Annotated in this window: 13 protein-coding genes; 6 read left to right on the forward strand and 7 right to left on the reverse strand. The window is 61.9% G+C overall.

The genetic code is table 11. The features are described from left to right. The first annotated feature begins 35 nt into the window (after window positions 1–35). Together ACW4TB_RS04220 and ACW4TB_RS04225 are read left to right on the forward strand one after the other, a co-directional pair. On the forward strand, window positions 36–1,787 hold the full coding sequence (locus ACW4TB_RS04220; RefSeq protein WP_455842887.1) for an autotransporter assembly complex protein TamA: 1,752 nt from the start codon (window positions 36–38) through the stop codon (window positions 1,785–1,787). Further along, window positions 1,787–5,458, forward strand: a complete 3,672-nt coding sequence (locus ACW4TB_RS04225) for a translocation/assembly module TamB domain-containing protein (protein WP_455842888.1) — start codon at window positions 1,787–1,789, stop codon at window positions 5,456–5,458. The genes ACW4TB_RS04220 and ACW4TB_RS04225 overlap by 1 nt, the downstream gene beginning before the upstream one ends. A 10-nt stretch (window positions 5,459–5,468) precedes the next feature. Here the strand turns inward: ACW4TB_RS04225 and ACW4TB_RS04230 are convergent, their stop codons facing one another. The 4 genes from ACW4TB_RS04230 to ACW4TB_RS04245 form a co-directional block, all read right to left on the reverse strand. Continuing rightward, a complete protein-coding gene (locus tag ACW4TB_RS04230; protein ID WP_012314257.1) occupies window positions 5,469–6,026 on the reverse strand; it encodes a DUF2589 domain-containing protein in 558 nt (185 codons plus the stop codon). A 72-nt stretch (window positions 6,027–6,098) separates the two neighbouring features. Further along, window positions 6,099–6,755: a DUF2589 domain-containing protein gene (locus tag ACW4TB_RS04235; RefSeq protein WP_012314258.1), complete on the reverse strand. Its 657-nt coding sequence runs from the start codon at window positions 6,753–6,755 to the stop codon at window positions 6,099–6,101. Between the two features lie 65 nt (window positions 6,756–6,820). Further along, complete coding sequence (locus ACW4TB_RS04240; RefSeq protein WP_012314259.1) at window positions 6,821–7,201, reverse strand: Mor transcription activator family protein; 381 nt, start codon at window positions 7,199–7,201, stop codon at window positions 6,821–6,823. Between the two features lie 232 nt (window positions 7,202–7,433). Next, window positions 7,434–7,934, reverse strand: a complete 501-nt coding sequence (locus tag ACW4TB_RS04245; RefSeq protein ID WP_012314260.1) for a hypothetical protein — start codon at window positions 7,932–7,934, stop codon at window positions 7,434–7,436. A 151-nt stretch (window positions 7,935–8,085) separates the two neighbouring features. On the opposite strand from ACW4TB_RS04245, the gene ACW4TB_RS04250 reads away from it, so the two are divergent. Beyond that, window positions 8,086–8,274, forward strand: a complete 189-nt coding sequence (locus ACW4TB_RS04250) for a hypothetical protein (RefSeq protein WP_279933105.1) — start codon at window positions 8,086–8,088, stop codon at window positions 8,272–8,274. Between the two features lie 36 nt (window positions 8,275–8,310). Here the strand turns inward: ACW4TB_RS04250 and ACW4TB_RS04255 are convergent, their stop codons facing one another. Beyond that, window positions 8,311–8,685 carry a hypothetical protein gene (locus ACW4TB_RS04255; RefSeq protein ID WP_012314262.1) on the reverse strand — a complete coding sequence of 125 codons (375 nt, stop codon included), beginning with the start codon at window positions 8,683–8,685 and terminating at the stop codon, window positions 8,311–8,313. A gap of 198 nt (window positions 8,686–8,883) precedes the next feature. Here ACW4TB_RS04255 and pvdQ point away from each other — a divergent pair, with 198 nt between their 5' ends. Next, window positions 8,884–11,196 carry a bifunctional acylase PvdQ gene (gene pvdQ, locus ACW4TB_RS04260; protein WP_455842889.1) on the forward strand — a complete coding sequence of 771 codons (2,313 nt, stop codon included), beginning with the start codon at window positions 8,884–8,886 and terminating at the stop codon, window positions 11,194–11,196. 131 nt (window positions 11,197–11,327) lie between these two features. Here the strand turns inward: pvdQ and ACW4TB_RS04265 are convergent, their stop codons facing one another. Next, on the reverse strand, window positions 11,328–12,050 hold the full coding sequence (locus tag ACW4TB_RS04265) for a UDP-2,3-diacylglucosamine diphosphatase (RefSeq protein WP_012314264.1): 723 nt from the start codon (window positions 12,048–12,050) through the stop codon (window positions 11,328–11,330). Beyond that, on the reverse strand, window positions 12,047–12,547 hold the full coding sequence (locus ACW4TB_RS04270; RefSeq protein ID WP_012314265.1) for a peptidylprolyl isomerase: 501 nt from the start codon (window positions 12,545–12,547) through the stop codon (window positions 12,047–12,049). The genes ACW4TB_RS04265 and ACW4TB_RS04270 overlap by 4 nt, the downstream gene beginning before the upstream one ends. A 248-nt stretch (window positions 12,548–12,795) precedes the next feature. On the opposite strand from ACW4TB_RS04270, the gene ACW4TB_RS04275 reads away from it, so the two are divergent. Then, window positions 12,796–14,499 carry a glutamine--tRNA ligase/YqeY domain fusion protein gene (locus ACW4TB_RS04275; protein WP_012314266.1) on the forward strand — a complete coding sequence of 568 codons (1,704 nt, stop codon included), beginning with the start codon at window positions 12,796–12,798 and terminating at the stop codon, window positions 14,497–14,499. A gap of 9 nt (window positions 14,500–14,508) precedes the next feature. Beyond that, on the forward strand, window positions 14,509–15,891 hold the full coding sequence (cysS, locus tag ACW4TB_RS04280) for a cysteine--tRNA ligase (RefSeq protein ID WP_012314267.1): 1,383 nt from the start codon (window positions 14,509–14,511) through the stop codon (window positions 15,889–15,891). Window positions 15,892–15,969 lie beyond the last annotated feature (78 nt).

The following is a 15,969-nucleotide window of genomic DNA, read 5'->3' on the forward strand; positions in this document are numbered from 1 at the left end:
CCAGGCGGCTCCCTTGAGCGCCTGGCTCTGGTAGCATGCGCCGCATGACGTATTCAGGAAGACTGACTTGGGGCCTGGTTTTCTGGGCCGCCAGTTCCACAGCATGGGGGCAGAGCGAATTGCTGGTGCAGGTGAAACCTGCCAACAAAGCGCTCAAAGCCAATGTCGAAGGCTATATAGGTACCCTTGGGGACCGCGATGAAGAGGCGCTTTTGCGCTTCAGTCGCGGGGCGCAGGAGCAGGCGCGAAAAGCGGCGCAAGCGCTTGGCTACTATCAGGCGCAGATCGATAGCGAGGTCAGGCCTCCTGCCAAGGCCGACCAACCTGCGAAGCTGATCCTTCATATCGACCCGGGCGAGCCTGTGCGCCTGCGCAACGTAACCGTGCGCATCGAAGGGCCTGCCAGCGAGATGAAGGCGTTTCGCGTACCTGACAGCAAAGCCCTGCGCGCCGGTGAGCAACTCAACCATGGGCTGTACGAGGACGCCAAACGGTTGATCCAGAACCAGGCCTCGCGCTACGGCTTTTTCAGCGGGCATTTCAGCCGCCAGCGCCTTGCCGTCGACCCGCAGGCCGGGGTCGCCGATATCGAACTGGTGTATCAGAGCGGCCCACGCTATCGCTTGGGGGCGGTAAGGTTCAGTGGCGATACACCGCTGGACGAAGATCTGCTGCAGCGTATGGTCTCGTTCGAACCGGGCACGCCCTACGACTCGGAACTTATCGCTGAGCTGAACAATGACCTGCAGTCCAGCGGTTATTTCGAGGGTGTACGGGTCGATGCCGCGCCCACCGCCGCAGTGGCTGAGCAAATCCCTGTGGACGTACGCCTCGATACCCGCAAGCCGCGGACGATGGGGCTTGGCCTAGGGTTTTCTACGGACGTCGGTCCGCGCGGCAAAGCCAACTGGACGCGCCACTGGGTCAACCCCCAAGGCCATAGCTACGGGTGGGAGACAGAACTTTCGGCTCCCCGGCAAAACGTGGGGCTGTGGTACGACGTGCCACTTGACCCACCCCTGACCGACAAGTTGCGTTTCGCTGGCGGCTATCAGAATGAAGAGATAGCCGGTACAGACACACTCAGCAAGCTACTGACCGTGGGGCCCGAATGGCACAGCAAGCTGCCCAGTGGCTGGCAACGCGTGATCTCGCTCAAGTACCAGCGTGAAGAGTATCGTCTTGGCGACGATTCGGGCCTGAGCAACCTGCTTATGCCGGGCGTAAGCTTCTCCTACTTGCGCAGCGACAACCGTATTGACCCGCACAACGGCTACCGCCTGCAGTTCGATACCCAGGTGGCCAAGGAAGGGCTGGTGTCCGACACCAACCTGTTGCATGGCAACGTGCTGCTCAAGGGCCTGACCACGCTCGGGCACAACCACCGCTTGCTTGGCAGGGTGCAGTTCGGTGGCAGCGCCACCAACGGTTACAAGAACAACATCCCGCCATCCCTGCGTTTCTTCGCCGGTGGCGACCAGAGCGTGCGCGGCTACGACTATCAGACGCTGTCGCCAAAGAACAGCGACGGCGACCGTATCGGTGGTCGCTATCTGGTGGCAGGCAGCGTCGAATACCAGTATTCGGTGACCGAGAAGTGGCGTGTGGCGACGTTCGTCGACCAGGGCAACTCGTTCAACACGCTGGAGCTGCCGAGCCTCAAGACCGGGGTCGGTTTCGGCGTGCGCTGGGTTTCGCCGGTTGGGCCATTGCGCCTTGACTTGGCCAAGGCCCTTGATGACGACGGTGGTATCCGCCTGCATTTCTCCATGGGGCCTGAGCTTTGATGCGTGTGTTCAAATTCATTCTGCTGGGCCTGCTTGGCAGCGTGCTGCTGGTTGTTCTGGCGCTAGGAGCGTTACTTGGTACCGAAGGCGGCAGCCATTGGGTGCTTGGGCGCGTGCCCGGCCTGCAGATCCATGACTTCCAAGGGCGCCTTGCGGGCAGGTGGCAGGCGAGCCAATTGACGTGGGCTGATGGCGGCAACCGCGTCGAAGTGCAGGCTCCGCTGCTGAACTGGACACCTGGATGTTTATTGCGGGCAACCCTGTGCATCGATCAACTGCATGCCCAGCGTATCGACATGGTGTTCGCGCCGAGCGATCAACCTGCCGATAGCGGGCCGCTGCAGTTACCGGTTTTGCGGCTGCCGGTGGCCATCGAGCTGGGTGACGTCAAGGTTGGTCAGGTGCGCCTCGATGGCAGTGACCTGCTTGGCGATCTTCACCTGGCGGCGCACTGGACTGCCACAGGTCTGCAGATCGACAGCCTGCAACTGCAGCGTGATGACCTGCACTTGAATGTGCAGGGTGATCTGCAACCCGAGGGTGACTGGCCGGTGCAACTGCAGGGGCAGGTGCAACTGCCTGCGGTGCAAGGGCAGGCCTGGCTACTGGCACTGACCGCCAAGGGCGAGTTGCAGAAAACCCTCGAACTGGATGCGACCAGCAGCGGTTACCTCAACGCGCGTCTGACCGGTGAGTTGCAGGCACTGGCCGAGCACCTGCCGGCCAGGTTGCAACTGCGCTCCGATGCCTTCAAACCCGCGCAGACGTTGCCGGACACGCTGCAGCTCAATCAGCTCAAGCTCGAAGCCGAGGGCGATTTGCTCAGGGGTTATCAGGTGTCTGGTAGCGCCAGCCTGCCGGCAGAACAGGCACCGATCGCCTTGCTGCTCACGGGCAAAGTAGATGCAAACGGGGCGAACGTTCAGGCGTTGGACCTTTCTGCCAGCGACGCTCAGCACGTGAAGCTGAAGGCCAGTGCCGACTGGCGGCAAGGCTTGCTGGCCGATGCCCAGCTCGACTGGCAGGATTTCCCTTGGCTACGTCTGTACCCCTTGGACGCGCCGCCAGATGTCACGCTCAAGCGCTTCAACGCGCAGGTGCAATACCGCGATGGCAGTTACCAGGGTACTTTCAATGGCGACCTCGACGGCCCGGCCGGAGCCTTTACGTTGGCCAGCCCTTTCGAGGGTGACCTTAGCCAGGTGCGCCTGCCGCAGTTGGCCCTGACCGCCGGGCAAGGCAAGGCCGCCGGCAGCGTCGCGGTGCGCTTTGCCGATACCCTGGCCTGGGACGTTGACCTGCAGCTGTCGGCACTCGATCCGGCCTACTGGCTCGCCGAACTGCCCGGTACTCTGGCCGGTCCGTTGCGCAGCAAAGGTGAAATGAAGGGTGAGCAGCTCACCCTCGATGCCCAGCTTGATCTAAAGGGCCGCCTGCGCGGCCAGCCGGCGATGCTCAAGGTACAGGCCGAAGGCGCCGGGCAGAACTGGACCCTCGGTGCGCTGGCCGTGCAGTTGGGCGACAACCGCATCAACGGCAGTGGCAGCCTGCAGCAGCGCTTGGCCGGGCGTGTCGACCTCGACCTGCCCCGGCTCGGGCAACTGTGGCCCGGGCTGCGAGGCCAGGCCAAAGGGCGGCTGGATGTCAGCGGCACGCTGAGCGCTCCCCAGGGTACCCTGACCCTGCAAGGCCAGAAGCTGGCGCAGGAGCAGAACCGTATCCAGCGTCTTGACCTCAATGCACGCCTGGACAACGCCCAGCGTGGTGTGATCAACCTCAAGGCCAATGGTATCCGCCTCGGCGATACGGCGCTGGGCACCTTGCAGGCCAATGGCAAGGGCGACATCCGCCAGCAAGCCTTGACCTTGGGGCTCGATGGCCCACAGCTGAAGCTGGACCTGAGCCTTGACGGCCAGTTGAACAAGGGGGACTGGCGTGGTCGCCTGGCCAGCGGCAGAGTCCAGGCAGGTGGCCAGGACTGGCAGTTGCAGGCCCCGGCTCGCCTGCAGCGCCTGGCCAGCGGCCAACTGGACTTCGGTGCCCACTGCTGGCGCTCCGGTCAGGCCAGCCTGTGTGGCGAGGATCAACGTCTGGCGCCGGAGCCGCACCTGCGTTATCACCTCAAGCAGTTTCCGCTGGACAGCCTGGCCCAATGGTTGCCGAAGGATTTCGCCTGGCAGGGGCTGCTCAACGCTGACGTGAATCTGGACATTCCGGCCAGCGGCCCCAAGGGTGCCGTGCGTATCGATGCCAGTGGCGGCACGCTGAGGGTGCGGGACGATGGGCGCTGGGTCGATTTCCCTTACCAGGCGCTGCGCCTGGACAGTACCCTGGCGCCTCGCCGCATCGATACACGGCTGAATTTCCGAGGCGAGCGCCTCGGCGAGTTGAGCGTGAACACCCGTCTCGACCCGCTGGGGAAGGACAAGCCATTGTCGGGTGACTTCCGCCTCGCCGGTCTGGACCTGTCGGTTGCCCGGCCTTTCGTACCGATGGTCGAGCGCCTGGCAGGCCAATTGAATGGCAGTGGCCGATTGTCCGGCACCTTGCTGGCGCCAAAGGTCAACGGCAACCTGATGCTCAGTGGTGGCGAGGTCAGTGGCGCTGAGCTGCCCGTCAGTTTGCAGGACCTGTCGCTGCAGGCCTTGATCGCTGGCGAGCAGGTTCAGCTCAACGGTGGCTGGCGCAGTGGCGAGGCGGGCCGTGGCCGGCTGAGCGGAGACCTGACCTGGGGCCAGGCCCTGGGCATGAACCTGCGCCTGCAGGGCCAGCAGTTGCCGGTTACCGTCGAACCCTACGCAACCCTTGAGGTAGCGCCGGACCTGAACTTGCGTCTGATCGACGACAAACTGGCGGTGATCGGCAAGGTGCTGGTGCCCAAAGGCAATATCACGGTGCGTGAACTGCCGCCATCGACCGTGAAGGTATCAGACGACACCGTCATCGTTGGCCACCAGACCGAGGAAGGTAAAACGCCTATGGCGGTGGCCATGGACATTGATGTAGAAGTGGGGCGAGACAAACTGTCGTTCAGCGGTTTTGGGCTTACCGCCAACTTGCTCGGCCATGTACATATCGGCGACAACATGGATACCCGTGGTGAGTTGAGCCTGGCTGACGGACGCTACCGCGCTTACGGTCAGCGCCTGACCATTCGCCGTGCGCGCTTGCTGTTCGCCGGGCCCATCGACCAGCCCTACCTGGACATCGAAGCCATTCGGCAAGTTGATGACGTTATTGCCGGTATTCGCCTGAGCGGCAGCGCCGAGCAGCCTACTACCAAGGTGTTCTCGGAGCCGACGATGAGCCAGGAGCAGGCGCTGTCCTACCTGGTACTGGGCCGACCGCTGGGCACTTCGGGCGAGGACAACAACATGTTGGCCGAGGCGGCTCTGGGCCTGGGCCTGGCTGGCAGCGCAGGGGTTACCGGCAGCATCGCGTCCAGCCTCGGGATTGACGACTTCCAGCTGGACACCGAGGGCTCTGGCAACACCACAAGCGTAGTGGCCAGCGGTAATTTGACCGAGAAGCTTAGCCTGCGGTACGGGGTGGGGGTGTTCGAGCCCGCCAATACCATTGCCTTGCGGTACAAGCTGAGCAAGAAAGTCTACCTCGAGGCAGCCAGTGGTCTGGCCAGTTCGCTGGATATTTTCTACAAGCGAGATTTCTGAATGGATGCCGTCATCGTACGGTGGCGGCATCGATGAACTCGTTGGTATCAGGTGTGGGCTCGGTGGCCGGTTTGCGTGTGGGGTTGATCAGCTTGGTGTATTCCTCGATCAGGCGGTTGAGCGCTTCGGGTGGCTCGCTGGCTTGAAACTGCATGCGGATCTGTACCTCGTCCGGGTCTCGAGTTTCGCCTTGGCGGCCCTGGCTCCCGATGGTGACCTTGAAGGCTGCTGCGCCGCCGGCCTCATCATTCGTCTGCATCGCACGCAGAGCCTCCGTGCCATTGACCCGCACCGAGAGGTCGACTTGCATGCGCTCCAAGGCAAGCCCCTTGGGTGATACCAGGGCGAACAATGGCACGCGTATCACATGCTTGTCGTCCATGGCGACCTCGACCATCTTGGCTTTCATCGGCGCGCCGAGGGCCTGCGCGTCTACGTCGAAAAAATGGTCGAACAAGTTGATGTACTGCTGGGCAATCAGGCTGTTGGTTGCCGCTGCGGCTTCCTGCAGGCCACGGGTGATATCCCGCAGATCAATCGATGTCATGGGGGCAGGGTGGTTGTCCACTCACGTGTCTCCTTGGTGCACAGGGTGCCCCGCTGCATCAGCGAGGCGGACATTTTGAGACAGGGCGAAGTATCAGGAAGGAGTGCCACCTGCAGCGGAGGTGCTCGCTGTATCGTCCTTCAGTACGTCTGCATCGGAAATCGAATCCGTGCTTATCAGGGTCGAGTTGGGTACCACCGTCGGTTTGGTGGCGGCATCGGTGAGGAAATCGATGACTCTCATTACCGCCTCTGGTGGATCCTGTCGGCGCAAAGTGGTGTTGAACGCATAGCGGGCACGGGTATCGGACTTGCGGGTTTGAGTGGACTTATGACTGATGCTGCCCTTCATATCCAGCTTGAACGGCCCCCAACCCAGCGAGGCGGCCACGTCCCCACTTTTGCTGGACTCACTGAAATCCTCTGCCGCCTGACTGATGGTCAGTTCGAACTCGACCTTTCCTTCTTCAATGACAATGTTCGGGTGGGTAATGGCCGCCAGCAGCGGGACCTTCATGGACTTGCTGACGACGCCTTTGTATTCGCCCTGTTCGTTGACGATGGTCTCGTCATAGTCGAACTGGATGGCAACCGCTTTACCATCCTGTACGCAAACCTGCATGAGGAAGTCCGCGTAGGATTTGCTCGCAGTGACCTGCGCTTGAACCATGGCTTGTAGTGGCCCGGCGATCATCCGGTCCATTGGCAAGGCATTGATGACCGATCCGATGAGGCTGTTGTCTAGGGACATAGCTGGATTCTCTTTCTCTGATGGGTGCTGCAAAGACGGCCGTCAGTGCGGCCGGGTGGGTGTCGTCAGCGCGTGCAAGGCTCCTGGCGACGGATATTGCCGATCTGGCGCAGGCTCAGGCCGTACTTGTCGGCCAGCAGGCTGCGTGACAGCCCTTCGGCGCTTTCTTTCTGGATTTGCAGGTTGCGCAATTGCCGCAGGAAGTGGTCCGGCTTGGGAATTTCCAGTGCCACACCGGCAAAACGCTTGATCAGCGCGTCGAGGGCTTCGCCAGGGAGTACCTCAGCGAGCTTGGTTCGCTCGCGATGCTTGGGTATGTACTTGGGTCTGCCGCCGAAGGCGCAGGTCAGCTGGTAGGCGTTTTCTATGCCGATACATTCGATCAGGGACTGCAGCGAGTGCGGTAGCTGGCTGATATCTATGGCTGTGAGGTCTTGCAATTCCATGTGTGGCTCCCTCGAGGTAGATGGGGCGCGATGCTTTGATATTCCGCATTTGCGGATCGGCGATTACCATCGGCGTTCGGTCGTTGGCATGAGCGGATTGTCAGTGAGTGACGAATACTGTCGCTAGGCGCCAAGTGGTCCAGCTGTTGTAGCCTCGGGGAGCAGGATTTGAAGGCAACGATTTCGCGTGTTGTAGGACATCGCTCTGGCGTTGCCCTACAGGCGTTGATACTCAGGGGGTCACTTTTCCGTGAGGCAACTGGGTGCCAGTACCCTCACTGCAAGGGTAAACATGCATCAAGCTCACGTTTGCGAGGTAGGCGTGGGGCCAATTGGCCATGGTTTGAGGGAGACTGCGCCAATCGACCACGAGGCAGAGTGCACTCAGAGATTGCTCATCGTGCCGGCCCAGTACTTTACCTGGGAAGGACCGGCGATAGAGTGCAAGGGTCTTGCCTACGGCATCGACCTGTCCGGCGTTGGCCAAGGTTTCGTACGCGAGCCTTGGCAACTGCGGCTGCTCGATTGTGAAATGGGCGTGGCCAGGCCTGGCGAGCAGGTGCCCGGCCGCCCTTGTTCGATGCCATAACTGTTGCCATTGGTTGCTGCCGGCGGACGCCGCCAGTTCACGGCCCAGTTGGAGCAATTGTTCAGGTGGTATCTGGCGAATATCCAGCGCGTGAGTGGGGAGAGAGGGGAGTAATAACAGAATGAGCAGGGCGGGCTTGAGCATGGAGCCTCCAGCATGGGCGGTAGGGAGGCCAATGCTTTCAGGCTTGAGGTGCCGCGCTAAGCAGGAAATGCAGCGCCGAAAGCCACCGGCGTTGTATCATGGCGCCGGCTCGTTGCGAGCCATTTGCCCCCGATGTTGCAAGGAACTATCGATGACACACGTGCAGCGCCTCAAATATTCGATTCTTATCATCCTGGTGGTGCTGGGCCTCATGCTGGGCCTGTCACACCTGCAGAAGCAGGGCACCATCAGTGAAAAGACCTTCCAGCTGCTGGCTATCGCCATTGCGGTAGTGGTGGTCGTGATCAACGGCATTCTGCGGCGCAAGGTCAAGCCCTGACCCTTGCCGGCCGGCCAGGCATGGCCGGCCATGCGCTCAGCGCGAAGAGGGCTGCTCGAGCACGGCCTGCGCTTGCGGGTTGAGGCTGTAGCACTTGTCGTTGCCCAGATTGATCACCCCCTCTGCGCACAGTCGCTTGAGCACCTCCCGCACACTGAGAAACGACAGCGGAATATCCAATTGTTCCAGGTGCGCGTGCACACCGCGCACGCCAATGCTGCGGCCGGCGCGGCCGGCGCTGTGCAGGGCATCGATCACTTTGAGACGAATCAGGCTGGTACGCAGCCCATAGGTGCGCAGCAACTCGCGGATCTGTTCGTTGCCGACACGCTCTTCCCCGCAGGCGTCCTGTCCATTGGCCGCTTTGGCCGGGGTTCGCCCGGTCTGAAGTGAAGGTTGCGGGTTGTACATGTGAATGCTCCTTTTCGTGGACTGTCCCGAAATATGGGTGCCTCACTTACTAGGACGAATGAGAGCGGAGAATCTGCAGCCTTCGCGCAAAAAAAATCTCTGCCGGTGTCATGAAGACGAATCTGTGACTCCTCCTGCGTAAAATTTTCATCTGGGTGTTCGTCTGATTGGAATGATCCCAGAAGCCGAGGAGTGCCCGTGCTCTCAATTTCAAGTCCCATGACCTGCGTTGGCCTAGCGGCCGCGTTGGTTGCCTGCAGCCTGGCCGCACAGGCGCGAGAAGCCAGCACCGATGCCGCTGCGCAAATTCGGCGCACCAGTTTCGGCGTGCCGCATATCGTGGCCAAGGATGAGCGCGGCCTGGGTTACGGTATCGGTTATGCCTATGGCCAGGACAATCTGTGCCTGCTTGCCAATGAAGTGCTGACGGTCAACGGTGAGCGTTCGCGCTTTTTTGGCACGCAGGGCAAAACCCTTGAGCAGCGCGATAACCTGGCCAGCGACCTGTTTTTCACCTGGCTCAATACGCCGACTGCGGTCAACAGCTTCCTCCAGGCCCAACCCGCTCAGGTGCGTGATTTGCTGGAGGGCTATGCCAGTGGTTTCAATCGCGCCTTGGCCGAGCGTCGTAGCCAAGGGCTGCCGGCAGAGTGTGGGGATGGCCAGTGGTTGCGGCCGATCACCAGTCTGGACCTGGTCAAGCTGACCCGTCGCCTGCTATCGGAGGGCGGGCTGGGGCAGTTCGCCGAAGCGTTGGCGGCTGCCCAGCCGCCACAGTTGACGAGTCAGCAGGCAGTGCACACGTTTGGCGAGGCACTGGCCCAGCAACAGCGCTTCGCTTCGGAACGGGGCAGTAACGCCGTTGCGGTGGGCGCAGAGCGTTCGGCCAACGGCCGCGGGCTGTTGCTGGCCAACCCGCATTTCCCTTGGATGGGCGGGATGCGCTTCTACCAGATGCAACTGACCATCCCTGGCCAACTGGACGTCATGGGGGCCGCACTGCCTGGGTTACCGGTAGTGAACATCGGTTTCAACCGTCATCTGGCCTGGACCCACACGGTCGATACTTCCAAACACTTCACCCTCTACCGACTGCAACTGGACCCCAAGGATCCGACGCGCTACCTGTTCGATGGCAAGTCATTGCCGCTGACCCGGCAGGCTGTGAGTGTCACGGTCAAGGCTGGTGATGGCACGCTGAGCAAGGTGGAGCGCCAGGTCTACAGCTCGAAGTTCGGGCCCGTGGTGCAGTGGCCAGGTCGCCTGGACTGGGACAGCAAAGCGGCCTATAGCCTGCGTGACGCCAATCTGGACAATACTCGCGTGCTGCAGCAGTGGTATCGCATCAACCGCGCCGATAGCCTGGCGGCACTGAAGGGCTCGATTGAGCAGTTGCAAGGCATCCCCTGGGTCAACACCTTGGCCGTCGATTCGGGTGGCCAGGCGCTTTACCTGAACCAATCGGTGGTGCCATATGTGGACCAGCAGTTGCTGAGCCAGTGCAGTAACCCGGCGGCGCAAGGCCCGCTGGTGGTGCTCGATGGTTCGCGCAGCGCCTGCCAGTGGAAGGTCGATGCACAGGCGGCGCAGCCTGGCATCTTCCCGGCGCATCTGTTGCCCAGCCTTGCGCGCAAGGATTTCGTGCAAAGCTCCAACGATCCGGCGTGGATGACCAACCCCGCCCAGCCGTTGACGGGGTACTCGCCGCTGATCAGCCGCAGCGACCAGCCTTTGGGTATGCGCGGGCGTTTCGCGCTTGAGCGCCTGCAAGGCAATGCCAAGCTGGGTGTGGAGGACCTGCAGCGTATGGTGATGGATGACGAGGTCTACTTGGCCAGCCTGGTGCTTCCAGACTTGTTGCAATGGTGCAAAGGCGCTGAGGCTGATTTGCAGGCACTGTGTACGAGCCTGGCGAGCTGGGATGGCAAGGCTGACCTGAACAGTGGCATTGGCCTGGTGCATTTCCAGAACATCGTCGAGGCCATGGCCAGGTATCCGCAAAGCTGGCGAGTGGCGTTTGACCCGGCAGACCCGCAGCACACGCCGCGTGGTTTGGCAGTGGAGCAGGCGGCGGTGCGCAAGTTGCTGCGCGAAGCGGCGCTGGCCTCAATGCAGCAGGTAGCCAAAGCCGGCGTTGCTGAAGGCAGCCGTTGGGGGCAGATCCAGCAGGCGGCCGATGGCACGCCGGTACCGGGCGGCCCGCAGGGGTTGGGGGTGTATAACGCGATCTTCAGCGTACCGCACGGGGCGGGCAAGCGGCTGGTGGTCAGTGGCACCAGTTACTTGCAACTGGTCAGTTTCACCGAGGATGGGCCCCAGGCGCGCGGGTTGTTGGCCTTCTCGCAGTCCAGCGAAGCCGCATCGGCGCATTCGAGCGACCAGACCAAGGCGTTCTCGACCAAGCAGTTGGCGCCCATTCCGTTCACCGAGGCGCAAATCAAGGCTGACCCCGAGTATCGGCATTATGTGATCAGTGAGCGGGACAAGGGGGCAGTGGCGAGCCAGCCTTAAGATGCAAACCTGTACCGGCCTCATCGCCGGCAAGCCGGCTCCTGCAGGCACTCCACTGCTCTCGAGGGCGGTGGCGTACCTGTAGGAGCCGGCTTGCCGGCGATGAGGCCGGTATGGCAAAGCTGCCAGTTTCAGGAAAACTCGAACGGCTCCAGCTGAAAGCCCTGCGCATCCACCTGCAGGGTCCAGCCGCGACGATCCCAATCACCCAGCACGATGCGCCGGGCCGGCTCCCCGTTCACCACCAGCTTGTGGATCGCCGGCCGATGAGTGTGGCCATGCACCAGCGTTTTCACACCGTGTGCCGCCATCACCGCTGGCACTTCTTCCGGTGTGACATCGACAATTTCGGTGGCTTTCATGCGCGTCTGTGCACGGCTTTCGCTACGCAGCTTGCGCGCCAATTTCTGCCGGGTGGCAAGCGGCAAGTGCCGCAAAATCCACAGGCTCAACGGGTTGCGCAGATAGCGGCGCATCTTCATGTAGCCAATGTCGCGGGTGCACAGGGTGTCGCCATGCATCAGCAAAACCTGCTCGCCGCCCAGGCTGATCACGCTGGGGTCAGCCAACAGGGTGCAGCCGGCGGCCTTGCAGAAACCCTCGCCGATCAGAAAGTCACGGTTGCCGTGCATCAGGTACACGGCGGTGCCGCTGTCGCTCAGCTGGCGCACGGCCTGGCAGATCGACTGCTGGAACGGCGTCATGGCATCGTCGCCGATCCAGGCTTCGAAGAAGTCGCCGAGGATGTACAGCGCCTTGGCATGGCGTGCGCGGCCGTCGAGCAGATCAAGAAACGCCCGGGTAATGTCCGGGCGTTCTTCTTGCAGGTGCAGATCAGAGATCAGCAGTATCACTCAGCGATCTCGGCTTTCTCGATGATCACGTCGTCTTTTGGTACGTCCTGGTGGCCAGCCTTGGAACCGGTGGCAACCTTTTCGATGGCGTCGACGATTTCACGGCCTTCGGTCACTTCGCCGAATACCGCGTAGCCCCAGCCCTGGGTGTTCTTGCCGCTGTGGTTGAGGAAGTCGTTGTCGGAAGCGTTGATGAAGAACTGGGCCGAGGCGGAGTGCGGCTCCATGGTGCGGGCCATGGCGATGCTGTACTTGGTGTTCTTCAGGCCGTTGTCAGCTTCGTTCTGGATGCTGGCGCGGGTTTTCTTCTGGCTCATGCCCGGCTCGAAGCCGCCGCCCTGGATCATGAAACCCTTGATCACACGGTGGAACACGGTGCCATCGTAGTGACCGTCCTTGACGTACTGAACGAAGTTTTCCGTGGTGAGCGGCGCCTTCTCGGCGTCCAGTTGCAGGACGATAACGCCGTGGTTGGTGGTCAGTTTGACTTTGGACATGCTGGAATTCGCTCTTTCAAGGCATTCGGGAATTAGGGTGCGCAGTGCGCCTGTAGTCACCTGACGCAAGATCGGGCGACCGCGACACATGGCGCGCACTGGCCATTTTGCCAGGCCGCGACAAAAAGCTGCGATAAATCACGGCAGTTTGTCCGAGCCTGGCTGTCAGCAGCTTGACTGCTTCGGCTATGATAGGCCCTTTGATTCAATCGGCCTACCCAGGCCGGACACGTGCATTCAAGGATCCTATGAGCAAGCCCACTGCCGACAACGCGCCCAACGCCGCTGCCAAAGGCGCCCCCGCCGTCCCTGCGAACTTCCTGCGGCCGATCATCCAGGCCGACCTGGACTCGGGCAAGCACAGCAGCATCGTCACTCGTTTCCCGCCGGAGCCCAATGGCTACCTGCACATCGGCCATGCCAAGTCGATCTGCGTCAATTTCGGCCTGGCCAAGGAGTTCGGCGGCGTCTGTCACCTGCGCTTCGACGACACCAACCCGGCCAAGGAAGACCAGGAGTACATCGATGCCATCCAGCGCGACGTCAAATGGCTGGGCTTCGACTGGGCCGGCGACGTGCGTTATGCCTCCAACTACTTCGACCAATTGCACGACTGGGCCGTTGAACTGATCAAGCGTGGCAAGGCCTATGTCTGCGACCTGACCCCTGATCAGGCCAAGGCCTACCGTGGCAGCCTGACCGAACCAGGCCAGAACAGCCCGTTCCGTGAGCGCAGCGTTGAAGAGAACCTCGACCTGTTCGCACGCATGAAGGCCGGCGAGTTCAAGGATGGCGAGCGCGTGCTGCGTGCCAAGATCGACATGGCCTCGCCGAACATGAACCTGCGCGACCCGATCCTGTACCGCATCCGTCATGCCCACCACCACCAGACCGGTGACAAGTGGTGCATCTACCCCAACTACGACTTCACCCATGGTCAGTCCGATGCCATCGAAGGCATCACCCACTCGATCTGCACCCTGGAGTTCGAAGGCCATCGGCCGCTGTACGACTGGTTCCTCGACAACCTGCCGGTACCGGCGCACCCGCGTCAGTACGAGTTCAGCCGCCTGAACCTGAACTACACCATCACCTCCAAGCGCAAGCTCAAGCAGCTGGTCGACGAGAAGCACGTCAGCGCCTGGGACGATCCGCGCATGTCGACCCTGTCGGGCTTCCGTCGTCGCGGTTACACCCCGGCCTCGATCCGCAACTTCTGCGAGATGGTCGGTACCAACCGCTCCGACGGTGTTGTCGACATGTCGATGCTCGAATTCAGCATCCGTGACGACCTCGACCGCACCGCGCCTCGGGCCATGTGCGTACTGCGCCCGCTGAAAGTGGTCATCACCAACTACCCTGAAGGCCAGGTCGAGCAGCTCGAACTGCCGCGCCATCCCAAGGAAGACATGGGCGTACGCGTACTGCCCTTCGCCCGCGAACTGTACATCGACCGCGACGACTTCATGGAAGAACCGCCAAAGGGCTACAAGCGCCTGGAACCGGCCGGTGAAGTGCGCCTGCGCGGCAGCTACGTGATCCGCGCCGACGAAGCGGTCAAGGACGCCGATGGCAACATCGTCGAGCTGCGCTGCTCCTACGACCCGGACACACTGGGCAAGAACCCCGAGGGGCGCAAGGTCAAGGGCGTGATCCACTGGGTGCCGGCAGAGGCCAGCGTCGAATGCGAAGTACGCCTGTACGACCGCCTGTTCCGCTCGCCGAACCCGGAAAAGGCCGAGGAGGGCGCCAGCTTCCTCGACAACATCAACCCGGACTCGCTGCAAGTGCTGACCGGCTGCCGTGCCGAGCCGTCGCTGGGCCAGGCGCAGCCTGAAGACCGCTTCCAGTTCGAGCGCGAAGGCTACTTCTGCGCCGACCTCAAGGACAGCCAGCCGGGCCGCCCGGTGTTCAACCGCACCGTCACCCTGCGTGACTCCTGGGGCAGCTAAGGAACCACCGTGCTTACCATCTACAACACGCTGAGCAAAACCAAGGAAGTCTTCAAGCCGCTCGATGGCAACAAGGTGCGCATGTACGTGTGCGGCATGACCGTGTACGACTACTGCCACCTTGGCCATGGGCGCAGCATGGTGGCCTTCGACCTGGTCACGCGCTGGCTGCGCAAGAGCGGCTATGAGCTGACCTATGTGCGCAACATCACCGACATCGACGACAAGATCATCAACCGGGCCAACGAGAACGGCGAAACGTTCGACGCGCTGACGGCCCGCATGATCGATGCGATGCACGAGGATGAACGGCGCCTGAACATCCTCAAGCCGGATCAGGAACCGCGAGCCACCGATCATATCGCCGGCATGCACGCGATGATCCAGACCCTGATCGACAAGGGTTACGCCTACGCACCGGGCAATGGCGACGTGTACTACCGGGTCGGGAAGTTCGTCGGCTACGGCAAGCTGTCGCGCAAGAAGATCGAGGACCTGCGCATCGGTGCCCGCATCGAGGTCGACGAGGCCAAGCAGGACCCGCTCGACTTCGTGCTGTGGAAAGGCGTCAAACCGGGCGAACCGTACTGGGATTCGCCTTGGGGACCGGGCCGTCCGGGCTGGCACATCGAGTGCTCGGTGATGTCCACCTGCTGCCTGGGCGAGAGCTTCGACATCCACGGTGGCGGCAGCGACCTGGAGTTCCCGCACCACGAGAACGAAATCGCCCAGAGCGAAGCGGCGACCGGCAAGCAGTACGCCAACGCCTGGATGCATTGCGGCATGATCCGCATCAATGGCGAGAAGATGTCCAAGTCATTGAACAACTTCTTTACCATCCGTGACGTGCTCGACGTGTACCACCCGGAGGTGGTGCGCTACCTGCTGGTGGCCAGCCACTACCGCAGTGCCATCAACTACTCCGAAGACAGCTTGCGTGATGCCAAGGGTGCCCTAGAGCGCTTCTATCACGCACTGCGTGGCTTGCCACGTGTGGCGGCCAAGGGTGGTGAGGAATTCGTCGAGCGCTTCAGCGTGGCGATGAACGACGACTTCGGCACCCCCGAAGCCTGCGCTGTGCTGTTCGACCTGGTGCGCGAAATCAACCGCCTGCGCGACAGCGACCCGGATGCGGCTGCCGGCCTGGCCGGTCGCCTGCGTGAGCTGGGTGATGTGCTGGGTGTACTGCAGCTGGAGGCCGATGACTTCCTGCGTGCAGGGGCTGAGGGCAAGGTCGATGCGGCTGAAGTAGAAGCGCTGATCCAGGCGCGCCTGCAGGCGCGTGCCGACAAGAACTGGGCAGAGTCCGACCGTATCCGCGACCAGCTGACCGCCATGGGCGTAGTGCTGGAAGACAGCAAGGGCGCGACCACCTGGCGTCTGGCTGACTGATGATGTAACGGGGGCCGCTTTGCGGCCCCATCGCCGGCAAGCCGGCTCCCACAGGAATTGGCTTAACTTTTAGAAATT

This window comes from Lelliottia jeotgali (assembly GCF_977070485.1).